The following is a 23,674-nucleotide window of genomic DNA, read 5'->3' on the forward strand; positions in this document are numbered from 1 at the left end:
CTGCGGTGATGGCAGTACCGGGCGCGCTGCAGGGGGGGCTGCTCCGCACCCTGTTCTGCCTCGCGCTGAGCATCCCCGCGCTGCCGTCTGCGGGTGCCGCCGAGCAGGCGGGCACCCTGGAGGTCGATGTTGGTTCGGGCCCGCTGGCACCGGCCCTGCAGCAATGGGCGCGACAGAGCGGCATTGCCCTGCTGTTCGATGCGCGTGAGCTGGATGGCCTGCGCACGGCCGGCACCCATGGCCACCGCGATGCGGCCGCGGCCCTGAAGGAACTGGTTGCCGGCATGCCGGTGAGCATCCTGCGTACGCCTGCTGGCGGATTCGTCGTCCGCCGCACCCACCCCGCGCCACCATCGCCGCCGTCGGGCGCGGCACGCGCCACGCCTGCAGCACCTGCGCCACACAAGACCGCAGACGCTCCACCGCAGGTGGAACTGGCGCCGATCCATGTTACCGGCAGCCGGCTGCCACGCACCTCCGTGCAGACCACGCTGCCGGTCACCATCATCGACCGCGATGACATCCTGCGCAGCGGCTACGGCAGCCTGTTCGACCTGCTGCGGCACTTGCCGGGCATGAACGGCCACCCGGCGATGAGCACCTCGCGCAGCGGCGATTCGCAGTACCTGCCGGTGGGTGCGGCCACCACCACCAGCCTGGACGGCATGGGCCCGCGTGCGACCTTGTTCCTGGTCAATGGCCGGCGCCTGCCACGCTATCCCATGGTGTCGCTGGAACAGGGTGGGCTCACCGATCTTGGGGGAATCCCGCTCAGCTTCGTCGAACGCATCGAACTGGTGCGTGGCGGCGCCTCCGCCATCTATGGTGCCGACGCGATGTCCGGCGTGGTCAACATCATCCTGCGCGACCAGGCCGACGGCCCTGAAGCCATGCTGCAGACCGGCCTGAGCGGGCGCGGTGACGCCGGCCAGTATCGCGTGCAGGCGGCCACCGGTGGCGTGCGCGACGGAGGGGACCGCTGGTTCGCCGGCATCGACCTGCACCGCATCGACCATGTGGCCGGTGATCGCCGCCAATGGCATGCGGAAACCTCGCAGTACCTGATCGGCGCGTTCCGCGATGGACGCTACTGGCCGGCAAAACGCTGCGAAGGGCCCTTGAAACGGCGCGATGGCGCCTGCTGGTTCGACAGCGCACGCCCGCGTTCGCTGCAACCGGCCTCGGATACCGCCTCGGCCTACCTGCGCTACCGGCATGAACGCGGCGAAGGTCGCTATGCCTACGCCGAGGCGCGGGCCAGCCACAACCGGCAGCGCTTCGACCTTGGCCCGACCGCCGTTGCCATCGGCCTGTATGGGTTCACCTTCAACAGCGTGCTGCGCGAAGCCGGCAACGTGCGCCCGCATGTACGCGCCACCGACGCCGACGTCACCTTCGGCATCGGCCGTGACCAGGGCCGGCGCAGCTGGGACGCCGGCATCAGTGCACAACGCAGCGATGTCACCCTGTCCACGTCGGGCACCGTGCGCGCCGAGCCGCTGCTGCGTGCGGCGGAGACGCTGGACTTCCTGCCCGGCTTCACATCGCTGCCGGCAGGCGCGGCCGAGCAGTTGTTCCCATCGATCCGCAACCGCGGGCGTACCGAGCAGTGGCAGGGCTGGTGGGGCATGCAGCGCGAGTTGATGCCGCTGGCCGGCGGCCACGCACAGCTGGCCACCGGCATCGACCTGCGCCAGGAACGCTGGACCTCGCATCCCGACGCACTGCTGAGCCAGGGTGACCTGGCGCTGGGCCTGCCGCAGGAGCAGCGCCACCTGGCGCGCCGCAGTGGCGGCGCCTACGCCGAACTCGGCCTGCCCCTGGCGCACACGCTGCGCATGGACCTGGCAGCACGCTGGGACCGCGATGGCGACTACCAGGCCTTCTCGCCCCGTGTGGGCCTGCGCTGGAGCCCCACGCCGCAGTGGTCATTCCTGCTTGCCAGCGGGCGCGGCTACCGTGCGCCCAGCCTGTTCGAGCAGCGGCGACCACCGGGCTATTTCGGCGCGATCGAACTGCCCGCCTCCAGCGCACTGCCCGACTGCGCGCAGAGCACCGGCAACGGACGCTGCAGCGTCACCGTGGACGTGGTGGAGAACGATGCGTTGAAGGCCGAGCGGTCGCTCAGTCATTCCCTGGCCGCGACCTGGACGCCGACCGACACGTTCTCGCTGTCACTCACGCACAACATCGTCGAACTGCGCAACGAGATCCTGGCCCTGCAACCGACCGACGCAGTGTGGAACCGCGGCACCTGGGAGCTGGACGAGGACGGCCACCTGAGCAGCCTGCGCCTGTCCTTCGACAACATCGGCCGCACCACCTCGCGCAACTGGGTACTGCGCGGGGAGTACCACATCGACACCGGCAGCACCGGCCAGTGGCTGTTCTCGCTCGATGCGCTGAAACAGCAGGAACTGCGCCGCGAACGTGGCCATGATGCAACGGTGGACCTGCGCGGCCATGTCACGCCGACGATGGCTGCCGTGCTCAACGTACAGTGGCAGAACAGCAACTGGGACATCGCCCTGCGCGGCAACCAGGTGGGGCGCACGCGCGCCTGGCTGCCCGGTGCGGAATGCCCGGAGGAGCAGCGCGGGCAGAAGCATTGCATGAACCCCCGCCAGCTGCGCTGGAACCTGCATCTCGCGCGACGCCTGGGGCCGCGCGTGGTCGCTGCGCTGGACGTGCACAACGTGCTCGACACGCAACCGGTGAACTATCTGGTCGGCAATGGCGGGCAGATGCCGGGGCTGGACGACCCACTCGGCCGCTACTTCCTGCTGACCCTGCAGATCCGCTGAGCGTAGTACCCTACGCGCCCTGTTCCATCGGTCCCCCACCACCCCATGAAGGCCTATCTCTGGTTCTGGGGCGCGTTCCTGCTGTTCTTCGCGTTGCCCTTCCCGTGCATTCTCTACTTCGGCACGTCGTGGCCGGTGCAGCTGGCCGACCGCAGCGCACCCTGGCTGGCACTGCTGCTGCTCGCCCTGTCGCTGGCCCTGTGGCTGGCGTTGCTGCTCGCCTTCCTGCACTACCTGCTGCTGGGCCCACCGCGCGCCCTGCATCGGGTGCGCTCGATCCTGGCCGACGGTGAGCTGCGTGATGCCCTGATCGAACAGGCCGGGCAGACCGGCGCGCATGTACGTGGCTTCGCACAGTGGAAGCTGCAGTTGCGCTTCCAGAACCTGTCCGGCACACCGATCAGCGAACAGATGCTGGTGGTCGACAGCAAGCCACAACTGCAACGCTTCATCGCCGGCAAGCGCATCGAGGCACGCGTGAGCAGTGCGCCGGGCGAGTTCCCCAACGTGGTGCTGGAGGGCGCCGAGCCCGAACTGGATGTCGGCAGCCTCTGGCGTCGCGGCATCGGCGCGGCCATCGGCATCGTCGCAGTTGCCAGTGCCTACGTGTTCGCCTATCGCCTGCAGAGCGAAGGCCTGGGCTGGACCTTCCTGTCGTTCGGCCATCCGCTGCTGGTGTGTCCGCTGGTGTTGTGCGGCTATGCGCTGGGCCTGCGCCTGCTGGGTCGCGTGCTGCAGGCCGATGCCCGCGGTGACGCGCTGAAGTATCGCGGCATCGGCGTGGAGGCGAAGGTGCTGAAGCTGCGCCAGACCGGCACCTACCTCAACGAACAGCCGCAGGTGGAATTCCAGCTGGAGTACATCGACCGCGAAGGCGGCGTACAGCAGGTGAGCGTGCGCCGTTTCATCCCGTTGATCGAGCTGGCCAACCTTCCCCGCGAGCAGGTCACGCTGCTGTACGACCCGGAAGATCGCGGCAACGTGCGCCTGGAGGGTATATGAAGCAGCCGCCCTCGACCCGCCTGGTGTTCTCCGTGGTACTGCTGGTGCTGGCCGGCGTTGCCATCGCAGGGGGTGCGCTGCAGACGCTGGGCGAAACGCTGGGCCATTCGGTGCAGGCCGATCGGTTGCCGCCATTCGTTTCGTCGCAGGCGCCGCGCGAACAGCCTGCATCGCTTGCGCCCGGCGTTACCGTGCCTGCCGGACCGCAGCCTGCGCCGATTCCCGCGCGCAGCAATCGCCTGTTCGATGCCGACCATCTGCTGGCGGCTCGCCAGGCACTCGAAGAACTGCCGGCACTGGCCGGGCATCGATTGACGGTGTTCCACAGCATCCACTTCTATGATGACGGCCGCATCAACCTGGACCTGGTCGATCCGCAGCACCCCTCGCGCGTGGACAGCTACCATTTCGAGCGCGGCCAGTGGCGCAAGGGCGCCCCGGTCGATCCGCAACGCTTCGCCCCCACCATCACCCTGCGCCGCAGCAGCACAGCGCTGGCCAACATCGATTTCGAGGCGGTGCCACGCGTCGCCCAGGCGCTGCAGGCACAGCGCAACGCCTTGATGGGCACACCGGGTGAAGTCGGTCACGTCTATGTGATCGTGCGCAAGGGGGGCACTCTGGTCTGGCTGCCGGACGAGGTCGCCGGTGATCGCCAGTCCGCACGCCTCTCCTTCGACGCACAGGGTGCCCTGCGCAGCACAAGCCACCGATAGTCGACGCAAAAAGGGGACGGAGGGGATTAAGTCGTTTGTGCCTTGGTGCCGTCTGCGACTTAATCCCCTCCGTCCCCTTTTTTGCTATTTCACCGAGCGGGCGATGGCGTACTGCGCGCCGTAGTAGGTGGACAACACCAGCAGGCTGGCCAGCGGCAGGCCTCCTGCGAATCGATCCCAGGCCAGCAGTGAATCGCTGGCGACGAACAGCAGCGCACCGGCGGCAGCCCAGCGCGCGCTGCTGGCTTCAACGGTAGCGGGCTGTGGCCGGCGCCACTGGCGTGCCAGTGCCAGCACCGCCATCGAGGCCAGCACCACCACGTACGCCAGCACCGGAATACGCATCGGTGCAGGCAGGTGCGGCCACAGGCCAAGTACATTGAGTACAGCGAATGCGCCGAGCAGGACGCTGGCGGCGAGCAGGCCGCGCCCGGCACGCAGGCCATCGCGGAAGGCGACGATGTAGCAGAGGTGCGCCAGCAGGAACGCCACCAGCCCCGGTACGAACGCGTCCATCGGCAGCATCAGCGCGATGTCACCCACACACGACAGCAGCATGCCGGCCAGCACCGCGCGACGGTAGAACGGCTGCGCGGGATCACGCACCCGCCAGGCGATGGCGGCGATCAGCAGCGTGGTGGTCGGCTTGGCCAGCCAATGCAGCCAGCGCCCGTCACCGTGCAGGAACGCGCCGATGATGGCCAGGATCGCCATCAGCAGGATCAGACCATCGCGGGCGCGCGGCTTCATCGTGCCTTCCACAGATCCGCAAGGCGGTCAGGTTTGCCGGCGATGCGCTCCAGCACCGGATACTGCAGGCCACCGTGATAGTCGATGTTCATCGTTTCGATGCGGTCGAACTGCTTCACCAGCAGCACGATCGGCGCCCTGTCCTTCGCCGCCGTGGCTACTGCATCCTTCAAGCGCTGGCTGCTGTACTCGCGGCCGCCAACGGCAATCACCTTCATGCCCGGCGCCAGGCCGGCATTGAACGCCGGGCTGTCCCAGATCACGTCGCCGACCACGCCGCTGTCGAGCACGGTCGCGCCCAGCGAATAGGCGAGCAGCGCCGCCTTCGCGCGCTTTTCCTGCGCCTTGTAGGCGTCGTTCGGAGTATCGCGGTAGACCAGCTTCCAGCCGGCCAGTTCCAGGCCACCGGTCAACGAACCATGGCCATCCAGGCGACCGCGCAGGAACGTCGCCCAGTCGTACGGCGCGATGCCGTTCAAGGTCGCGACCACGTCGTCGAAGGTGTAGGGATTGACGTCCCAGTCGCCGTTGCCGACCCCGAAGAAGGCGCGCGCGAAATCATCCAGGCTGCGCCGGTTACCACTCAGTTCGCGCAGCTTGCCCTCCACTTCCAACCACAGCATCTGGCCGCCGGAGTAGTAGTCCTCGCTCATCTGGTAGTTGCGGTAAGGCAGCGTGCGGCGCTGCGCGATGGTCGGGTCGTTGGTGGTGTCCTGCAGCGGGCGCCAGGCCAGTCCGGGGCGGCCACGATCATAGGTCGCGGCCACATTGGCCAGCATGTCGCGCGCCTGCGCGGTCGACCACAGGCCCGAACGCGCCGCCAGCACCTGTCCCCAGAACTGGGTCTGGCCTTCGTATACCCACAGCAGGCTGTCGCCCATCGGCGTGTTGAAGTTGGCGGTGGCGAGATCCGCGCCGCGACGGTACTTGCCGTTCCAGGAATGGGTGTACTCATGCGGCAGCAGGTCGCGCATCCACGCATTGCTGTCCCACTCGGTGAAGTACCCCGGGTCGGCGCTGTTCTCGCTGGAACGATGATGCTCCAGGCCGATGCCGCCGAGGCGGTCGGTCAACGCCAGCAGGAATTCATAGTGGTTGTAGTGACGCGCACCGTAGAGCTTGTCGGCCTGCTGCACCAGCGCACGATGCATGGAGATCTGTGCCTCGCTCGGCTTCAGCGACTTGGCCTCGTCGGCGAACACATTGAGGTGTACCGGCACCTTCGCGCCCGGATCGAGATCGATGCGCTGGTAGTGTTCGCCGGCAAACAACGGCGAATCGACCAGGTGGTCATAGGAGATCGGCTTGAACACCACGGTATCGCCATCGCGGCGCGCGGTCTCCAGCGCAGTGGCGAACGACCAGCCCTTGGGCAGGGTCACGCTGGCCTGCGCCTGCAGGTTGCGTGCATCCACCCCGGCCGGGTACAGCGAGTTGGCGTTCCACTGCAGGTTGAGCATCTCCGGGGTCATCACCACCCGGCCCTGGCTGCCGCCCTGCGAGGACAGGAAGTCGAAGTGCGCCACGATCTCGCTCACGCCCTCGGGCACGTCCACCTTGAACGCATAGACGTTGTACTGGTCACGCTGCCAGGCCAGCGGCTTGCCGTTGGCGGTCACGCGCAGGCCGGCCAGCTTGTCGATCGGGCCGGTGGGCGAATGGTTGCCGGGAATCCACTGCGGGTACAGCAGGGTCATCGGCCCGGGCTTGGCCGGTACGGTGGCAGTCACCTTGAAGATGCGCCGGGCCAGATCGCGCGCATCCACATCGATGCGCAGCAGGCCGGGAGCCGCCGCGGTCGCCGGTGGCGAGGTCTGCGCCAGTGCGGGCGTGACCGCCAGCGCGAACAGCAATGACATCGCCAGGGCTCGGGTCTTCATCGGGCAACTTCCAACAACGGAGAATCCTCCGATGCTAGGCCTGTGCGCTGCCCTGCCCCATGGCCAAAGGTCATGGGCGAGCGCCCATCCACCCATGCCCAAAAGCGTGCGAACCAAGGTTCGCACCCACCTTGTGCAGGTTCGCATCCACCAGAGCGGTTTCAGTAGATCCACGCCATGCGTGGATGGAATGCACCGAGAAGCAGTGCGGACCAAGGTCCGCACCCACCAGAGTCAGGCCCGGTCAGTCGACCAGGCGCAGACGCAGTTCCTTCGGCAGCGCGAACACCATCGATTCCGGTTCGCCGTCCAGCTCGCCGACGCCGGTCGCGCCCAGCTCGGCCAGGCGCGCCAGCACGCCATCGACCAGCACCTGCGGTGCCGATGCACCGGCGGTCACGCCGATGTGCTGTTTGCCCTGCACCCACTGCGGGTCAATCTCGTGCGCGCCGTCAATCAGGTACGACTCCACGCCCTCACGACGGGCCAGCTCGCTCAAGCGGTTGGAGTTGGAGCTGTTCGGCGAGCCGACCACCAGCACCAGGTCACAGCGCTTGGCCAGGTCGCGCACGGCGTCCTGGCGGTTCTGCGTGGCGTAGCAGATGTCGTCGTTCTTCGGGCCCTGCATCGCCGGGAAACGCTCGCGCAGCGCATCGATGATGCCGCGCGTGTCGTCCACCGACAGCGTGGTCTGGGTGGTGTAGGCGAAGTTTTCCGGCTGGTTGATGTGCAGCGTGGCGACCTGCTCCACATCTTCGACCAGGTAGATCTGGCCGGTGCCGGCTTCGCGGTTCCACTGGCCCATGGTGCCTTCCACTTCCGGGTGGCCGGCATGGCCGATCAGCACCACGTCACGGCCGGCACGGCAGTGGCGGGCAACCTCGAAGTGGACCTTGGTCACCAGCGGACAGGTGGCGTCGAACACCTTCAGGCCACGGCGCTCGGCTTCCTGGCGCACGGCCTGGGACACGCCATGGGCGCTGAAGATGACCGTGTTGTTGTCCGGCACTTCGTCGAGTTCCTCGACGAAGATCGCACCGCGCTGCTTCAGGTCGTCGACCACGAAGCGGTTGTGCACCACTTCATGGCGGACGTAGATGGGCGCGCCCAGCGTTTCGATCGCGCGCTTGACGATCTCGATCGCACGATCGACACCGGCACAGAAACCACGCGGGTTGGCGAGCAGCACATCCATCAGTTCAATCTCCCGGCAGCGGCCGGCTTACGGTTTCGGGTTGGCATTATCCGCCTTTTTGGCGGACTTGCCGTCGAACAGGCCAAACAGGGCGATGCCGATGGCACCCGCCACGATGGCCGAGTCGGCGATGTTGAACGAGGGCCAGGTGTAGCTGCCCACGTACCACTGGATGAAATCGACCACGTGGCCGTGCACCTGGCGGTCGATCACGTTGCCGATCGCGCCGCCGATGATCAGTGCATACGGCACCGCGGCCTTCCAGTTGCCGCGGGCGGTACCGCGCAGCCACCAGGCCATCAGGCCGCTGATGGCGATCGCCAGCGCGGTGAAGAAGTACTTCTGCCAGCCACCGGCGTCGCTCAGGAAACTGAACGCCGCACCGGTGTTGTAGGTGCGGTACCAGTTCCAGAAGCCGTCGATGACCACCACCGGCTGGAATTCAGGCAGGCTCGACAGCACCCAGGCCTTGGACCACTGATCCAGGCCGATGATGGCGGCCGACAGCAGCAGCCAGACCAGGGCGTTCGGATGCGGACGTGCGGCGCTCATCAGAACCAGCTCCGCAGTTCGCCGGCGCCGGTGACGTTGCTCACGCAGCGGCCGCACAGTTCCGGATGGTCGGCGTTGCTGCCGACATCGGCGCGGTGGTGCCAGCAGCGCACGCACTTGGCCTTGGTGGTCGGCTGGGCGCTGACGAACACCTCGTCGGTGGTCGCCGGGCGCACCTGCACGTCGCCACTGATGAACAGGAAGCGCAGTTCATCGGCCAGCGGCTGCCAGCGCGCGGCCTGCTCTTCGCTGGCGGCGATGGTGATTTCCGCTTCCAGCGCGGCACCAATGGCGCCGTTGGCACGCATCGGCTCGAGCACCTTGGCGACCTGCTCGCGCACGGCCAGCAGCTGGTCGAAGTCGGCGGCGTTGAGCTGGGCATCGGCCGGCAGCGGCGCCAGGCCGTCGTACCAGGTGGTGAACAGCACGTGGCCGGCATGCTCGCCCGGCAGGTAACCCCACAGCTCGTCGGCGGTGAAGGTCAGGATCGGCGCCACCCAGCGGGTGAACGCTTCGGCGATGTGGTACATCGCGCTCTGTGCCGAACGGCGACCGTGCGAATCGGTCGGCATCGTGTACAGGCGGTCCTTGGTCACGTCCAGGTACAGCGAGCCCAGGTCCACGCTGCAGAAGTTCAGCAGCAGCTGCACGATCTCGGCCATGTTGTAGCCGTCGTAGGCCGCCTTGATCTTCTCCTGCAGCTCCCACGCGCGATGCACGATCCAGCGGTCCAGCGCGACCATCTGCTCGAGCGGTTGCAGGTGCTGGGCCGGATCGAAGCCGTCCAGGTTGCCGAGCAGGAAGCGCGCGGTGTTGCGCAGGCGACGGTAGGCGTCGGCGTTTCGCTTGAGGATCTCCTGCGACAGCGACATCTCGTTGCTGTAGTCGGCCGAGGCGATCCACAGGCGCAGGATGTCCGCGCCCAGCTTGTTCATGATGTCCTGCGGCTCGATGCCGTTGCCCAGCGACTTGGACATCTTGCGGCCGTGCTCGTCCACGGTGAAGCCGTGGGTCAGGCACTGCTTGTATGGCGCGCGCTTGTCGATCGCCACGCCGGTCAGCAGCGAGGACTGGAACCAGCCGCGGTGCTGGTCGGAACCTTCCAGGTACAGGTCGGCCGGCTTGCCGAAGCCTCGCGCGGCGAGCACGCCTTCATGGGTCACGCCCGAATCGAACCAGACGTCGAGGATGTCGGTGACCTTCTCGTAGTCGGCCGCTTCGGCGCCCAGCAGTTCGGCGGCATCCAGCGAGTACCACACGTCGATGCCCTCGGCTTCGACGCGGTCGGCGACCTGCTGCATCAGCTCCACCGAGCGCGGGTGGATCTCGCCGGTCTGGCGGTGGGTGAACAGTGCGATCGGTACGCCCCAGGTGCGCTGGCGCGAGATCGTCCAGTCCGGGCGACCGTCGACCATGCTCTGGATGCGCGCCTTGCCCCAGGTCGGGAACCAGCCGACGGTGTCGATGGCGGCCAGCGCATCGTTGCGCAGGTTGGCCTTGTCCATCGAGATGAACCACTGCGGGGTGGCGCGGAACACCACCGGCGTCTTGTGGCGCCAGCAGTGCGGGTAGCTGTGGCGGATCGGGTGGAAGGCCAGCAGCGAACCGTTGTCGCGCAGCACGCCGACGATGGCCTCCTGCGCCTTCCACAGGTGCTGGCCGGCCAGCACCACGTCACCGGCCGGCGGGGTCGATTCCAGGTACACGCCGCGCCCGTCGATCGGAGTCACCTGGCCGGCGTTGTACTTGTCCAGCAGGCCGTACTTCTGGCTGACCACGAAGTCTTCCTGGCCGTGGCCGGGCGCGGTGTGCACCGCACCGGTACCGTCCTCGTCGGACACATGGTCGCCATTGAGGACCAGGATCTCGCGCTCCGGGTAGAACGGGTGCGCCAGCAGCTGGTTCTCCAGCGCCGCGCCGGTGGTTTCACCGTGCAGCACCACTTCGTCCACGCCGTAGCGCTGCAGTGCGCGCTCGGCCAGGGCCGCGGCCAGCACCAGCCAGCGGCGCTTGCCGTTGTGCGCCGGGCCCTCGGCCAGTACGTAATTGATCTCTGCGCCCAGCGACACCGCCAGCGAGGCCGGCAGCGTCCACGGGGTGGTGGTCCAGATCGGCACGGCCACTTCAACGTCGGCCGGCACGCTCACGCCGAACGCCTGGCCGATGGCCTGCGCATCGCGCGCGGCGTAGGCCACGTCGATCGCCGGCGATTCCTTTTCCTGGTATTCGATCTCGGCCTCGGCCAGCGCCGAGCCACAGTCGAAGCACCAGTACACCGGCTTGGCGCCGCGGACCAGGTGGCCGTTGGCCACGACCTTGGCCAGCGCGCGGATCTCGTTGGCTTCGAAGTCGAAGCTCAGGGTCTTGTACGGGTTGTCCCAGTCACCGGTCACGCCCAGGCGCTTGAAGTCCACGCGCTGGATGTTGATCTGCTCTTCGGCGAACTCGCGGCACTTCTGGCGGAATTCGACGGCGTCGAGCTTGGTGCCGACCTTGCCCCACTTCTTCTCGACCGCGATCTCGATCGGCAGGCCATGGCAGTCCCAGCCCGGCACGTAGGGCGCATCGAAGCCGGCCAGGTAGCGCGACTTGACGATGATGTCCTTCAGGATCTTGTTGACCGCGTGGCCCAGGTGGATGCGGCCGTTGGCGTACGGCGGGCCGTCATGCAGCACGAACAGCGGGCGGCCGGCGGCGTTGTCGCGCAGCTGCTGGTAGAGCCCCTGCTCTTCCCACCGCGCCAGAATGCCCGGCTCGCGCTTGGGCAGATCGCCGCGCATCGGGAATTCGGTGGCTGGCAGGTTCAGGGTGGTCTTGTAGTCCTGGCTCACGCAGTGGCTCGCAATCTATGTTCGGAAAGGATGGCGCGCGCCTGTTCGGCGTCGCGGTGCATCTGGTCGGTCAGCGCCGCCAGATCATTGAATTTTTCTTCGTCGCGCAGCTTGGCGACGAACTCCACGTCGATGTGGCGCCCGTACAGGTCGCCCTGGAAATCGAACAGGTGGGCTTCCAGCAGCGGCTCCACGCCCTCCACCGTCGGCCGCGTACCGAAGCTGGACACCGAGGGCCACGGCTGGTCGAACACGCCGTGCACCCAGGTCGCGTAGATGCCCGACAGCGCCGGGGTCTTCGGGAAGCGCAGGTTGGCGGTGGGGAAGCCCAGCGTGCGGCCGAGCTGGCGCCCGCGCACCACCCGTCCGCTGATCGCGTACGGACGGCCGAGCAGGTCGCCGGCACGGGCGAAATCGCCCTCCTGCAGCAACTGGCGGATGCGGGTGCTGGAGATGCGCTCGCCATGCAGGTCCACCGCTTCGATCTCGCCCGCGGTGAAGCCGAGTTCGGCGCCCATCTTCTGCAGCAGGGACAGATCGCCGCGGCGGCGGTTGCCGAAGCAGAACTCCGGCCCGATCCACACTTCGCGGGCGCCCAGCCGGTGCACCAGCAACTGGCGCACGAAAGTCTCGGCCGGCATCGCCGCCATCGCCGCATCGAAACGCAGCAGGCCGATCGCATCGACGCCAAGCTCGCGCAGGATCTCGACCTTGCTGCGCGCCAGGGTCAGCCGCGGCGGCGGCGTGCCCTGGGCGAAGAATTCACGCGGCAGCGGCTCGAATGCCACGGCCACTGCGGCCACGCCCAAGGCGCGCGCGCGGGCAACCGCGTGGCGGACCAGCGCACGATGGCCCAGGTGGAGGCCGTCGAATGCACCGATACAGACCACGCTTCCGTTCGGGAACAGCTCCCCGCCCTCGACGCTTCTGAACAGCCTGCTCATCAACTCTCGTTCCGGCCCGACCGGGGCCGCCGCTTCAATGGTGTAACCCTGAAGTATAGCCGCCACGGGCCGCGATCAATGCCCGCGCAGGTCGCGCGGGCGGAAGCCCATCGCCAGCATGGCCACCGCATAGGTCGCGCCACCGCCGCCGACCAGCAGCGCCAGGGCACCGATCCGCTCCCACACGCTCATCGCCGAGAAGCCCGGCAGCCAGTGCAGCAGGGCCAGCAACACGCCAACCATGGCCGCACAGGCCAGCACCAGGCGTACCAGATAGCCGCCCCAGCCCGGCCGGCGCTGGTAGACCTCGGTCTTGCCCAGCCAGTACCAGAGCAGGCCCAGGTTCAGGTAACTGGACAGCGCGCTGGCGATGCCCAGTGCCAGGTGCAGGCCCGGCTGCTTGCCGATGGCCGCCATCACGCCCTGTGCCTTCAGCGCGTCCGGCACCATCACCTGGTACAGCACGGCCAGCAGGATGAAGTTGAACACCATGTTGGCCACCAGCGCAGCCACACCGGCGCGCACCGGGGTCTTGGTGTCCTGGCGGGCATAGAAGGCCGGCAGCACCACTTTGAGCAGTGCGAACGCCGGCAGTCCGAAGCTGAGACCGTACACCGACAGCGCGGTCATGCGGGTATCAAAGGCGCTGAACTGGCCGTGCTGGAAGATGGTCGCGATCAGCGGCTCCGCCAGCAGCAGCAGGCCCAGCATGGCCGGCACCGAGATCAGCAGGGTCATCCGCAGGCCCCAGTCCAGCGAGCGCGAGAAGCCCTCGCGGTCGGTACTGACGTGGTGGCGGGCCAGGGCCGGCAGGATCACCGTGCCCAGCGCCACGCCGAACACACCCAGCGGCAGCTCCAGGAAGCGGTCGGCCAGCGACAGCCAGGACTGCGAGCCGTCGGTCAGCTTGGCCGCGATCACCGTATCCAACAGCAGGTTGATCTGCGCCACCGACGAACCGAACAGGGTCGGCACCATCAGCGTCATCACCTTGCGCACGCCCGGATGGCTCCAGCCCCAGCGCGGCAGGGTCAGCAGGTTGATGCCCTTCAACGAGGGCAGCTGGAACAGCAGCTGCAGGAGGCCGGCAGCCAGCACCGCCCAGCCCAGCGCCAGGATCTGCTTTTCCGGGGTGCCGCCCAGCCGCGGTGCCAGCCACAGTGCACCGGCGATCATGCATAGGTTGAGGATGACCGGGGTCAGCGCCGGCATGGCAAAGCGCTGGAAGCTGTTCAGCGCGCCACCGGCCAGCGCGGTGAGCGAGACGAACAGCAGGAACGGGAAGGTCAGGCGGAACAGGTCGACCAGCAGGCCCTGCTTCACCGGATCGGTATCAACACCACTTGAGAAGACCGAGGCCAGCTGCGGCGCGAAGATCAGCGCCAGCGCGGTGACCAGCATCAGCACCCCGCCCAGGGTGCCGGCGGTCCGGGCCATCAGTTCGCGCAGCTCGGCATGGCTGCGGGTTTCCTTCACTTCCGTGAACACCGGCACGAAAGCGGTGGCGAAAGACCCTTCGGCGAACAACCGGCGCAGGAAATTGGGTACCCTGAAGGCGACCCAGAAAGCATCAGTGATGGCGTTGGTGCCGAACGTGGTGGTCACCACGAAGTCCCGGACAAGTCCGAGAACGCGCGAGACCATGGTCATGCTGCTGAACGACAGCAGGCCCCGCAACAACTTGGGTGAACTCACTCAGCGTCCCTCTTGACAATCGACTTGACGTGCATTTCTTACGCCATCATACTAGCTAGCTTGCTGTTCCCATAACACCGATTTTTTCAGGAAACCACCACCGTGGCCAATATCAAGTCCGCCAAGAAGCGCGCCAAGCAGACCGTCGTGCGCAACGCGCGCAACGTGGCTCAGCGCTCGATGCTGCGCACCGCCGTCAAGAAAGTGATCAAGGCGCTGGACGCCAACGATGCCGCCGGCGCCGAAGCCGCCTTCGCCGTTGCCCAGCCGATCCTGGATCGCTTCAGCGCGCGTGGCCTGATCCACAAGAACAAGGCTGCTCGCCACAAGAGCCGCCTGAACGACCGCATCAAGGCCCTCAAGGCCGCCTGATCCGGCGTTGCCGCCCTGCCCTTCGGGGTTGGGCTGCAGACAAAAGCCCGGCCCCGGCCGGGTTTTTTGTTGCCTGCGATCCTGGCGATCCACAGGGACCGCGCGATCCGGTAGTGCCGGCCGCTGGCCGGCAACTCCAGCGAACTGCCGGCCAGCGGCCGACACTACCGGGCAACAAAAAACCCGGCCGAAGCCGGGTTTTCCGCATGGAACCACAACAGCATCACTGCGCGTTGCGGGCTTCCAGCTCATCTTCCTTCTGGCGATCGAAGAAGGCCATGATCCGGCTCATGATCGGGAAGGTGCCTTCGCGGCCCAGCGCGGAGACCAGGAACCACGGCTCCTTCCAGCCCAGCTCGGCGACGATCTGCTCGGCTGCCGCCTGCGCCTCGTCCTCGAACATCAGGTCGGCCTTGTTCAGCACCAGCCAGCGCGGCTTGTTCAGCAGCTCCGGATCGTGCTTCTCCAGCTCGCGCTCGATCGCACGCACCTGCTCCACCGGCGAAATGCCTTCCACGCCACCTTCCATCGGCGAAATATCCACCAGGTGCAGCAGCAGGCGGGTGCGCTGCAGGTGGCGCAGGAACTGCGCACCGAGGCCGGCGCCGTCCGCCGCACCTTCGATCAGGCCCGGAATGTCGGCGATCACGAAGCTGCGGTAGTTCTCCACCTTCACCACACCCAGGTTCGGGTACAGCGTGGTGAACGGGTAATCGGCCACCTTCGGCGTCGCCGCCGAAACGGCGCGGATCAGGGTGCTCTTGCCGGCATTGGGGAAGCCCAGCAGGCCGACGTCGGCCAGCAGCTTCAGCTCCAGCTTCAGCGTGCGCTCCTCACCCGGCTCACCCGGCAGCGCCTGGCGCGGCGAGCGGTTGGTCGAGCTCTTGAAGTGCATGTTGCCCAGGCCGCCGCGGCCACCCCGGGCCACCAGCAGACGGTCGTTGTGCTGGGTCAGGTCGCCGATGACTTCATCGGTGGCAACGTTGATGACCACGGTGCCGACCGGCACAGTGATGGTCAGGTCTTCGCCGCCCTTGCCATAGGCCTGGCGGCCCATGCCGTTCTCGCCGCGCTGCGCCTTGAAGATGCGGTCATGGCGGAAGTCGACCAGGGTGTTCAGGTTTTCGTCGGCGCGGATGTACACGCTGCCGCCCGCACCGCCGTCGCCGCCGTCCGGGCCGCCGAGCGGAATGAACTTCTCGCGACGGAAGCCAATGCAGCCGTTGCCGCCGTTGCCGGCGAACACTTCGATTTCTGCTTCGTCTACCAGTTTCATTGTTTCGATGCCTGCGATGGGCGTGGCCTGCCGGCCGCCGCCTTGAATGTTATGCCTGCCGATGGCCGGCAGCCCGGCCTGGCCGGTCTTGCGTCCACTCTAACGAAAAGCCCCGCCGAAGCGGGGCTCTTCATGCAGCACTCCCATGCCGGGGCACGGGTGCCGGCGATGCCTGGATCAGGCGTCGGCCGAGACGATGCTGACGGTGCGACGCTTCTTGGCGCCCTTGACCGAGAACTCCACCTTGCCGTCCACGAGGGCGAACAGGGTGTGGTCACGACCCAGGCCAACGCCCGAACCCGGGTGGAACTGGGTGCCGCGCTGACGCACGATGATGTTGCCGGCTTCGATGGCCTGGCCGCCGAAGATCTTGACGCCCAGGTACTTCGGGTTGGAGTCGCGACCGTTGCGCGAGGAGCCTACGCCCTTTTTATGTGCCATGACTGCTTCTCCTGATGCTTAGCCGGCGATGCCGGTGATCTCGATTTCGGTGTAGTACTGACGGTGACCCTGACGCTTCATGTGGTGCTTGCGGCGACGGAACTTGATGATCCGGACCTTGTCAGCACGACCCTGGGACAGGACCTTGGCGGTGACGGCAGCGCCCTTCAGCGCATCGCCCAGCTTCACGCCGTCGCTGTCACCCAGCATCAGGATGTTGTCAAACTTGATCTCGCTGCCGACTTCGACTTCGAGCTTTTCAATGCGGAGCTTTTCGCCCTGCGCCACGCGGTATTGCTTACCGCCGGTGACCAGTACTGCGTACATGACCAGGCCTTCCTCTGTAGTTATTGTGGTCTGAGCTGCCGCCATCGAGGGCGGACAGGAGCGGGATTGTACGCAGATCAGCCGGCGCGGGTCAAGTCAACCCCTGAACGGCCGGGGGGCCCCGCAAAGGGGGGCGCCGGGACGGGGCCAGATCCCATTCCACCCCGTGAAAAGGGATCTGACCCCTGCCTGACGGCCCGTCTCACAAGGTGAGACACGGGGCTGGCATTGTCGCCCATTGCCCCCATCTGGTCACCTCGGTAGGCTGACCGATTGCCGTTCCCTGCTGGCCCGGCACCCAGCCAACGCCCCCACAACCGGATCCCCCATGGCGATGGATTTCATCCGCATCCGCGGCGCGCGGACGCACAACCTGAAGAACCTCGACCTCGACCTGCCCCGCGACAAGCTGATCGTGATCACCGGCCTGTCCGGCTCGGGCAAGTCCTCGCTGGCGTTCGACACCATCTATGCAGAAGGCCAGCGCCGCTATGTCGAGTCGCTGTCGGCCTATGCGCGCCAGTTCCTGAGCGTGATGGAAAAGCCGGACCTGGACCACATCGAGGGCCTGTCCCCGGCGATCTCGATCGAGCAGAAATCGACCTCACACAACCCGCGCTCGACCGTCGGCACGATCACCGAGATCTACGACTACCTGCGCCTGCTGTACGCCCGCGTCGGCACCCCGCGCTGCCCGGACCACGGCTATCCGCTGGAAGCGCAGACGGTCAGCCAGATGGTCGACCAGGTACTGACCCTGGACCCGGAACAGCGCTACATGCTGCTGGCCCCGGTCATCCGCGACCGCAAGGGCGAGCACGCCCAGGTGTTCGACCAGCTGCGCGCGCAGGGTTTCGTGCGCGTGCGCGTGGACGGCGAGCTGCATGAAATCGACGCGGTGCCGCCGCTGGCACTGCGCCAGAAGCACACCATCGAAGCGGTGATCGACCGCTTCCGCCCGCGCGAGGACATCAAGCAGCGCCTGGCCGAGAGCTTCGAGACCGCGCTGAAACTCGGCGACGGCATGGCCTCGGTGCAGAGCCTGGACAAGGCCGAGACCGCGCCGACCCTGTTCTCCTCCAAGTACTCCTGCCCGGTCTGCGATTACTCGCTGCCGGAGCTGGAACCGCGCCTGTTCTCGTTCAACGCACCGATGGGCGCCTGCCCCGGCTGCGATGGCCTGGGCATGGCCGAATTCTTCGATCCGTCGCGCGTGGTGGTGCATCCCGAGCTGTCGCTGGCCGCCGGTGCGGTGCGCGGCTGGGATCGCCGCAATGCCTACTACTTCCAGCTGATCGCCTCGCTGGCCAAGCACTACAAGTTCGATGTCGACGCGACGTGGAACTCGCTGCCGCAGAACGTGCAGCAGGCCGTGCTGTACGGCAGTGGCGATGAAGCGATCACCTTCACCTACTTCACCGAAGCCGGTGGCCGCACCCAGCGCAAGCACCGCTTCGAAGGCATCATTCCCAACCTCGAGCGCCGCTACAAGGAAACCGAATCGCCGGCGGTGCGCGAAGAACTGTCCAAGTACATCAGCGAACAGCCGTGCCCGGAATGCCATGGCGCGCGCCTGAACAAGGCGGCACGCAACGTGTTCGTGGCCGACCGCCCGCTGCCGGACCTGGTGGTGCTGCCGATCGACGAGGCGCTGAAGTTCTTCAGCGAACTGAGCCTGCCGGGCTGGCGTGGCGAGATCGCCTCGAAGATCGTCAAGGAGATCGGTGAGCGCCTCGGCTTCCTGGTCGATGTGGGCCTGGATTACCTGACCCTGGAGCGCAAGGCCGACACCCTGTCCGGTGGCGAGGCACAGCGCATCCGCCTGGCCAGCCAGATCGGTGCCGGCCTGGTCGGCGTGATGTACGTGCTCGACGAGCCGTCGATCGGCCTGCACCAGCGCGACAACGAACGCCTGCTCGGCACCCTCACCCGCCTGCGCGACCTCGGCAACACGGTGATCGTGGTCGAGCATGACGAGGATGCGATCCGCTTGGCCGACTACGTGCTGGACATCGGCCCGGGCGCGGGCGTGCATGGCGGCGAGATCGTCGGCCAGGGCACCCTGCAGGACATCCTGGAGGCACCGCGTTCGCTGACCGGCCAGTACCTGTCGGGCAAGCGTGCGATCGAGATCCCCGCGCGCCGGCACAAGCCGAACCCGAAGATGACCCTGCACCTGCGCGGGGCCAGCGGCAACAACCTGAAGGGCGTGGACCTGGCGATTCCGTCGGGCCTGCTGACCTGCGTGACCGGTGTGTCCGGCTCCGGCAAGTCGACCCTGATCAACGACACCCTGTTCTCGCTGGCCGCCAACGAGATCAACGGTTCCTCGCACCCGATCGCCCCATACAAGGAGATCGATGGCCTGGACCTGTTCGACAAGGTGGTGGACATCGACCAGTCGCCGATCGGCCGCACTCCACGTTCGAACCCGGCCACCTACACCGGCCTGTTCACTCCCCTGCGCGAACTGTTCGCACAGGTGCCCGAAGCGCGTGCGCGCGGCTATTCGCCGGGCCGTTTCAGCTTCAACGTGCGCGGTGGCCGCTGCGAAGCCTGCCAGGGCGACGGCCTGATCAAGGTCGAGATGCACTTCCTGCCGGACGTGTACGTGCCGTGCGATGTCTGCCATGGCAAGCGCTACAACCGCGAAACGCTGGAGATCCTGTACAAGGGCTTCAACATCAACGACGTGCTGGAAATGACCGTCGAGGATGCACTGAGGCTGTTCGAGCCGGTGCCGTCGATCGCACGCAAGCTGGAAACACTGGTCGACGTCGGCCTGAGCTACATCAAGCTGGGCCAGAGCGCGACCACGCTGTCCGGTGGTGAGGCACAGCGCGTGAAGCTGTCCAAGGAACTGTCGCGCCGCGATACCGGGCGCACCCTGTACATCCTCGACGAGCCGACCACCGGCCTGCACTTCCACGACATCGAAGCGCTGCTGGGCGTGCTGCACAAGCTGCGCGACGAAGGCAACACGGTGGTGGTGATCGAGCACAACCTGGACGTGATCAAGACCGCCGACTGGATCGTCGACCTGGGTCCGGAAGGCGGCCACCGCGGTGGCACCATCCTGGTCACCGGCACGCCGGAAGACGTGGCGGCCTGCCCGCAGTCGTACACCGGCCAGTTCCTGGCCCGCATGCTGCCGTCCACCAGCGCGCGCCCCGAGCAGCCGGCCGCCGTGGCCAACAAGCCCGATGCGCGTCCGCCGCGCAAGGTGAAGCCTGAAAAGCCTGCCAAGGTGGCGAAGAAGGCCGTGGCCGCCAAGAGCACCGGCAAGGCCAGCAAGAGCACGTCGAAGAAGAAGGACGCCTGATGAGCAGCGAACACAAGATCCTGGCCCGCATACCGATCAGCGTGCGCTGGCGTGACATGGACAGTATGGGACACGTCAACAACGCCAAGTACATCTCCTACCTGGAAGAAGCGCGCGTGCGCTGGATGCTGGGCGTGGACGGCGTGTCGATGACCGACCGCATCGCGCCGGTGGTGGCCGCGACCAACGTCAACTACCGGCTGCCGATCGTGTGGCCCAACGACATCCTGGTCGAACTGTTCGTCGAGCGCCTGGGCAACAGCAGCGTGACCATCGGCCACCGCATCGTCGACCAGCAGGACGAGTCGAAGCTGTACTCGGACGGCAACGTGGTGGTGGTGTGGATGGATACCCAGACCGGCAAGAGCGCACCGCTGCCGGAGGCGATCCGCAGCGCCTCCAGCTGAAATGCCCTGGTAGGTGCCGACCTTGGTCGGCACGCTTCGGCGGTAATGAGCTTGCCGGCCAGCGGCCGGCACTACCGATCCAATTCAAAGGACTGACATGATCCACCAGACTGAACTGAGCGACCTGCTGCCCGGCATGGTTCCCTTCCCCACCGACGTCTTTCCCGCCGACCAGGCTTGGCTCGGCCAGCACCTGCTGCCGCTGCTGAAGATCGACCTGGGTGTGCTGCGCCCGGAACTGGCCGGCCAGGTGGCGACGATGCTGTGCCCGATCGAGCCCTACGACGGCTGCATCGGCGAGACCACCGGAGAACACCACAACGATTTCACCGGCACCAACTGGATCGCCTTCGAACTGACCGCCGGCAACGAGATGCGCTTCCTCGGCAACGAGGACTATTTCATCGGCGACGCGGTGCAGGACAAGGACGCGCAGGAACACATCGCGCAGATGCGCGACAGCTACGCCAGGGCACGCGACTACCACGCCACGCATGGCCGCCTCGCCTGCTACTCGCGCTACGGCAAGGGTGAAGCCAGCGAGCGCGATTACCTGGATACGCTGGGTGGCCCGATCGGTTTCGGCAACTGGACCGAAACCGCAGAAATTCCCGCGGCCTTCGAACTGGGCTTTACCGAGGCTGCCGATGACCCCAATGCTGCGGACGATGCCGAAACGGTGATCATCACCCGCAATGGCAACAAGTTCTTCGCCGTGGCCGACGTAGCCGGCTACAACTGGTGCGCGACCGGCGCCGATGCGATCGTGATGCTGTACGAGCCGGAAAGCCGCACGGTGCTGTTCTCGTACGACTGGTCGTAAGACCCCATGGTCGTGCCGGCCGCTGGCCGGCATTTCCTGTGCTGCCGGCCAGCGGCCGGCACTACCCGATCGTCATTTCGCAGCCTTGCGCACGGTCAACGTCGCACTCGCTTCGCCGCCTTCCAGCTGCAGCCGTAGCGGTACCACCTGCCCTTCCTTCAGCGCACCCTTGCCCTGCATCAACATCAGGTGCAGGCCGCCGGGCTTGAGCTCGGCACGTGCGCCCGGCGCCAGCGGCAGTCGCTCGATCGCGCGCATCCGGCTGACCCCATCCGTGATCGTGGTCTCGTGCAGCGACACATCGTCGAAGCTGCTGCTGGTCGCGCCGGTGATCGCCACTGCCTTGCTGCAGCCGTTGTGGATCACGCCGTAGCCGGCGGTCATCGGCATCGCCGGATTCGGCGGCAGCCGCGCCCAGCCCTGCTCCACCGTGACGCAGGCCGGTTCCGCCGCCGAGGCCGATGCTGCAGCCGCACACAGAACCCACAGTACGCCAACGAATGGTTTGGTTATCATCGCCCAGGTTCCTTCTTCGCAACGAGACCGCAGCATGACGACGCTCATCGAGGTGATCAACCATGGCCCCATCCGCGAACTGCGCCTGGCGCGGCCGCCGGTCAACGCACTGGACACCGAACTGTGCCGGCAGTTGATCCATGCCATCGAGCTGGCCATGGCCGAAGACGCGCACGGCATCGTGCTGTCGGGCAGCGAGCGGATCTTCACCGGCGGCATGGACGTGCCGCACCTGCTCTCGCATGGCGATGACAAGCACAAGCTGCTGGACACCTGGAACGCCTTCTTTGGCGCCGTGCGCACACTGGCCGAGAGCCGCATCCCGGTGGTCGCGGCGATCACCGGCCACGCCCCGGCCGGCGGCTGCGTGCTGGCGCTGTGCTGCGACTACCGGGTGATGGCGCGCAGCGCCGATCCGTCGCGGCCGTATGCCATCGGCCTGAACGAAGTCCAGGTGGGCCTGATCGCGCCGGAGGGCATCCAGCGCCTGCTGCGCCGTGCCGTGGGCGTGCACCGCGCCGGCGTCCTGCTGACCACCGGTTCGCTGGTGCCGGCCGAACAGGCGGTGCAGATCGGCCTGGTCGATGAACTGGCCGAGGGTGACCTGGTGGTCGCGCGTGCCGTGGCCTGGCTGCAAAACCTGCTCAAGCAGCCGCGGCAGCCGATGCTGCTGACCCGCGCCATCGCTCGTGCCGACCTGCATGTGGCGCTACAGCCGGACCTGATCCAGCTCGACCGCTTCGTCGAGGCCTGGTTTGCCCCGGACGCCCAGAATGCGCTGCAGGCGCTGGTGGCGCGCCTCGGCAAATAGCGGCTCCCCCGCCCGGGGTCAGATCCCTTTCGCCAGGCGAAAGGGATCTGACCCCTGACCGGTATAATCGGGGCCTTCTCACTGCTGTGGCCGCCCCCTTGAACGACACGCCCGAACCCGTCGTCTCCGAGCTGATCGACCTGCTCACGCTGGAGCGGCTGGAGGACAACCTGTTCCGCGGGCAGAGCCGCGACATCGGCACCAAGTACGTGTTCGGCGGGCAGGTGCTGGGCCAGGCGCTGGCTGCGGCACAGGCCACGGTCGACAACGGCCGCCACGTGCACTCGCTGCACGCCTACTTCCTGCGCGCCGGCAACATCGACCACCCGATCGTCTACGACGTGGACCGCACCCGTGACGGCGGCAGCTTCTCGGTGCGCCGGGTCACCGCGATCCAGCACGGCAAGGTGATCTTCTTCTGCGCGGCCTCGTTCCAGCAGGCCGAGACCGGCGCCGAGCACCAGCACAAGATGCCCGAAGTGCCGCAGCCGGAAGACATCGAACCGAACCGGCCGCTGCCGGCCGAAGTCCTGGAACGCCTGCCTATCAAGGTGCAGCGCTGGCTGTCGCGCGGCGGCCCGTTCGAGTTCCGCCACGTCTACCCGCGCGACGAACTGAACCCGCCCAAGCGCCCGCCGTACCACCAGGTGTGGCTGCGCCTGAGCGAACCGGTCGGCGATGCGCCGGAGCTGCACCAGGCGCTGCTGGCCTACGCCTCCGACTTCCACCTGCTGGGCACTGCCACGTTCCCGCACGGCATCAGCTACTACCACCCGCACGTGCAGATGGCCTCGCTCGACCACGCGATCTGGTTCCACCGCCCGTTCCGTGCCGACGACTGGCTGCTGTACTCGCTGGACAGCCCCAGCGCGCAGGATTCGCGCGGCCTGGCCCGCGGCCAGTTCTTCACCCGCAATGGCGTGCTGGTGGCCAGCACCGCGCAGGAAGGCCTGATCCGCGTGGTTCCCGACCAGGCAGCGGCCGCCGCCGTACCGGCGAAGGATTGATCC

20 protein-coding genes are annotated in these 23,674 nt (G+C 67.0%); 9 read left to right on the plus strand and 11 right to left on the minus strand.

Annotated features, from left to right (window positions below; all coding sequences use genetic code 11):
- The first annotated feature begins 8 nt into the window (after positions 1-8).
- The 3 genes from ACXI0D_RS06180 to ACXI0D_RS06190 are packed head-to-tail and all read left to right on the plus strand — an operon-like array spanning position 9 to position 4,522.
- A complete protein-coding gene (locus ACXI0D_RS06180) occupies positions 9-2,804 on the plus strand; it encodes a TonB-dependent receptor plug domain-containing protein (protein ID WP_479642740.1) in 2,796 nt (931 codons plus the stop codon).
- Positions 2,805-2,849: 45 nt separating this feature from the next.
- Positions 2,850-3,806 (plus strand): hypothetical protein, encoded by a 957-nt coding sequence (locus tag ACXI0D_RS06185; protein WP_119007140.1) that lies wholly within the window; start codon positions 2,850-2,852, stop codon positions 3,804-3,806.
- Positions 3,803-4,522 carry a hypothetical protein gene (locus tag ACXI0D_RS06190; protein WP_119007141.1) on the plus strand — a complete coding sequence of 240 codons (720 nt, stop codon included), beginning with the start codon at positions 3,803-3,805 and terminating at the stop codon, positions 4,520-4,522. Before ACXI0D_RS06185 ends, ACXI0D_RS06190 begins: the two co-directional genes overlap by 4 nt.
- Before the next feature lie 84 nt (positions 4,523-4,606).
- On the opposite strand, the gene ACXI0D_RS06195 is transcribed toward ACXI0D_RS06190, so the two are convergent.
- From ACXI0D_RS06195 to murJ, 7 genes are all read right to left on the minus strand, one after another.
- A complete protein-coding gene (locus ACXI0D_RS06195) occupies positions 4,607-5,272 on the minus strand; it encodes a lysoplasmalogenase (protein ID WP_101765122.1) in 666 nt (221 codons plus the stop codon).
- Positions 5,269-7,152 (minus strand): M61 family metallopeptidase, encoded by a 1,884-nt coding sequence (locus tag ACXI0D_RS06200; RefSeq protein WP_479642419.1) that lies wholly within the window; start codon positions 7,150-7,152, stop codon positions 5,269-5,271. Before ACXI0D_RS06200 ends, ACXI0D_RS06195 begins: the two co-directional genes overlap by 4 nt.
- Positions 7,153-7,396: 244 nt before the next feature.
- Complete coding sequence (ispH, locus tag ACXI0D_RS06205) at positions 7,397-8,347, minus strand: 4-hydroxy-3-methylbut-2-enyl diphosphate reductase (protein ID WP_101765120.1); 951 nt, start codon at positions 8,345-8,347, stop codon at positions 7,397-7,399.
- A 27-nt stretch (positions 8,348-8,374) separates the two neighbouring features.
- Positions 8,375-8,899 (minus strand): signal peptidase II, encoded by a 525-nt coding sequence (lspA, locus tag ACXI0D_RS06210; RefSeq protein WP_101765119.1) that lies wholly within the window; start codon positions 8,897-8,899, stop codon positions 8,375-8,377.
- Positions 8,899-11,730 carry an isoleucine--tRNA ligase gene (ileS, locus tag ACXI0D_RS06215; protein ID WP_101765118.1) on the minus strand — a complete coding sequence of 944 codons (2,832 nt, stop codon included), beginning with the start codon at positions 11,728-11,730 and terminating at the stop codon, positions 8,899-8,901. The genes lspA and ileS overlap by 1 nt, the downstream gene beginning before the upstream one ends.
- On the minus strand, positions 11,727-12,674 hold the full coding sequence (locus ACXI0D_RS06220) for a bifunctional riboflavin kinase/FAD synthetase (protein ID WP_119007143.1): 948 nt from the start codon (positions 12,672-12,674) through the stop codon (positions 11,727-11,729). The genes ileS and ACXI0D_RS06220 overlap by 4 nt, the downstream gene beginning before the upstream one ends.
- Before the next feature lie 75 nt (positions 12,675-12,749).
- Positions 12,750-14,354, minus strand: coding sequence for a murein biosynthesis integral membrane protein MurJ (gene murJ, locus ACXI0D_RS06225; RefSeq protein WP_101765116.1), 1,605 nt, complete (start codon positions 14,352-14,354; stop codon positions 12,750-12,752).
- A gap of 117 nt (positions 14,355-14,471) precedes the next feature.
- Here murJ and rpsT point away from each other — a divergent pair, with 117 nt between their 5' ends.
- A complete protein-coding gene (gene rpsT, locus ACXI0D_RS06230) occupies positions 14,472-14,741 on the plus strand; it encodes a 30S ribosomal protein S20 (protein WP_005408560.1) in 270 nt (89 codons plus the stop codon).
- Between the two features lie 223 nt (positions 14,742-14,964).
- Here the strand turns inward: rpsT and cgtA are convergent, their stop codons facing one another.
- From cgtA to rplU, 3 genes are all read right to left on the minus strand, one after another.
- A complete protein-coding gene (gene cgtA / locus ACXI0D_RS06235) occupies positions 14,965-16,017 on the minus strand; it encodes an Obg family GTPase CgtA (RefSeq protein ID WP_432591266.1) in 1,053 nt (350 codons plus the stop codon).
- A 177-nt stretch (positions 16,018-16,194) separates the two neighbouring features.
- On the minus strand, positions 16,195-16,458 hold the full coding sequence (gene rpmA, locus ACXI0D_RS06240; protein WP_005415704.1) for a 50S ribosomal protein L27: 264 nt from the start codon (positions 16,456-16,458) through the stop codon (positions 16,195-16,197).
- Positions 16,459-16,476: 18 nt separating this feature from the next.
- Positions 16,477-16,785: a 50S ribosomal protein L21 gene (rplU, locus tag ACXI0D_RS06245; RefSeq protein WP_005408557.1), complete on the minus strand. Its 309-nt coding sequence runs from the start codon at positions 16,783-16,785 to the stop codon at positions 16,477-16,479.
- A gap of 328 nt (positions 16,786-17,113) precedes the next feature.
- Here rplU and uvrA point away from each other — a divergent pair, with 328 nt between their 5' ends.
- The 3 genes from uvrA to ACXI0D_RS06260 all read left to right on the plus strand — a co-directional run bounded on the left by uvrA (position 17,114) and on the right by ACXI0D_RS06260 (position 21,337).
- Positions 17,114-20,107, plus strand: coding sequence for an excinuclease ABC subunit UvrA (uvrA, locus tag ACXI0D_RS06250; RefSeq protein WP_049443718.1), 2,994 nt, complete (start codon positions 17,114-17,116; stop codon positions 20,105-20,107).
- Positions 20,107-20,514, plus strand: a complete 408-nt coding sequence (locus tag ACXI0D_RS06255) for an acyl-CoA thioesterase (RefSeq protein ID WP_049443720.1) — start codon at positions 20,107-20,109, stop codon at positions 20,512-20,514. Before uvrA ends, ACXI0D_RS06255 begins: the two co-directional genes overlap by 1 nt.
- Before the next feature lie 97 nt (positions 20,515-20,611).
- Positions 20,612-21,337, plus strand: coding sequence for an enolase (locus ACXI0D_RS06260; RefSeq protein WP_119007145.1), 726 nt, complete (start codon positions 20,612-20,614; stop codon positions 21,335-21,337).
- Between the two features lie 72 nt (positions 21,338-21,409).
- Here the strand turns inward: ACXI0D_RS06260 and ACXI0D_RS06265 are convergent, their stop codons facing one another.
- Complete coding sequence (locus tag ACXI0D_RS06265) at positions 21,410-21,853, minus strand: copper chaperone PCu(A)C (RefSeq protein ID WP_479642420.1); 444 nt, start codon at positions 21,851-21,853, stop codon at positions 21,410-21,412.
- Positions 21,854-21,887: 34 nt separating this feature from the next.
- Between ACXI0D_RS06265 and ACXI0D_RS06270 the strand changes: the two genes are divergently transcribed.
- Positions 21,888-22,664 carry an enoyl-CoA hydratase/isomerase family protein gene (locus ACXI0D_RS06270; protein WP_087921878.1) on the plus strand — a complete coding sequence of 259 codons (777 nt, stop codon included), beginning with the start codon at positions 21,888-21,890 and terminating at the stop codon, positions 22,662-22,664.
- 86 nt (positions 22,665-22,750) lie between these two features.
- Positions 22,751-23,671, plus strand: a complete 921-nt coding sequence (gene tesB / locus ACXI0D_RS06275) for an acyl-CoA thioesterase II (protein WP_004148214.1) — start codon at positions 22,751-22,753, stop codon at positions 23,669-23,671.
- Positions 23,672-23,674: the final 3 nt, after the last annotated feature.

The sequence above is a fragment of the Stenotrophomonas sp. C9D9 genome, assembly GCF_056491205.1.

Excerpts from the sequence above, each read along its gene's own strand:
- ACXI0D_RS06260 (WP_119007145.1), top strand. The coding sequence starts at position 20,612 with ATGATCCACCAGACTGAACTGAGCGACCTGCTGCCCGGCATGGTTCCC.
- rpmA (WP_005415704.1), bottom strand. The coding sequence starts at position 16,458 with ATGGCACATAAAAAGGGCGTAGGCTCCTCGCGCAACGGTCGCGACTCC.
- cgtA (WP_432591266.1), bottom strand. The coding sequence starts at position 16,017 with ATGAAACTGGTAGACGAAGCAGAAATCGAAGTGTTCGCCGGCAACGGC.
- ACXI0D_RS06220 (WP_119007143.1), bottom strand. The coding sequence starts at position 12,674 with ATGAGCAGGCTGTTCAGAAGCGTCGAGGGCGGGGAGCTGTTCCCGAAC.
- uvrA (WP_049443718.1), top strand. The coding sequence starts at position 17,114 with ATGGCGATGGATTTCATCCGCATCCGCGGCGCGCGGACGCACAACCTG.
- ACXI0D_RS06190 (WP_119007141.1), top strand. The coding sequence starts at position 3,803 with ATGAAGCAGCCGCCCTCGACCCGCCTGGTGTTCTCCGTGGTACTGCTG.
- ACXI0D_RS06265 (WP_479642420.1), bottom strand. The coding sequence starts at position 21,853 with ATGATAACCAAACCATTCGTTGGCGTACTGTGGGTTCTGTGTGCGGCT.
- ACXI0D_RS06195 (WP_101765122.1), bottom strand. The coding sequence starts at position 5,272 with ATGAAGCCGCGCGCCCGCGATGGTCTGATCCTGCTGATGGCGATCCTG.
- lspA (WP_101765119.1), bottom strand. The coding sequence starts at position 8,899 with ATGAGCGCCGCACGTCCGCATCCGAACGCCCTGGTCTGGCTGCTGCTG.
- rplU (WP_005408557.1), bottom strand. The coding sequence starts at position 16,785 with ATGTACGCAGTACTGGTCACCGGCGGTAAGCAATACCGCGTGGCGCAG.
- ACXI0D_RS06270 (WP_087921878.1), top strand. The coding sequence starts at position 21,888 with ATGACGACGCTCATCGAGGTGATCAACCATGGCCCCATCCGCGAACTG.
- ACXI0D_RS06200 (WP_479642419.1), bottom strand. The coding sequence starts at position 7,152 with ATGAAGACCCGAGCCCTGGCGATGTCATTGCTGTTCGCGCTGGCGGTC.
- ACXI0D_RS06255 (WP_049443720.1), top strand. The coding sequence starts at position 20,107 with ATGAGCAGCGAACACAAGATCCTGGCCCGCATACCGATCAGCGTGCGC.
- ACXI0D_RS06185 (WP_119007140.1), top strand. The coding sequence starts at position 2,850 with ATGAAGGCCTATCTCTGGTTCTGGGGCGCGTTCCTGCTGTTCTTCGCG.
- ispH (WP_101765120.1), bottom strand. The coding sequence starts at position 8,347 with ATGGATGTGCTGCTCGCCAACCCGCGTGGTTTCTGTGCCGGTGTCGAT.
- ACXI0D_RS06180 (WP_479642740.1), top strand. The coding sequence starts at position 9 with ATGGCAGTACCGGGCGCGCTGCAGGGGGGGCTGCTCCGCACCCTGTTC.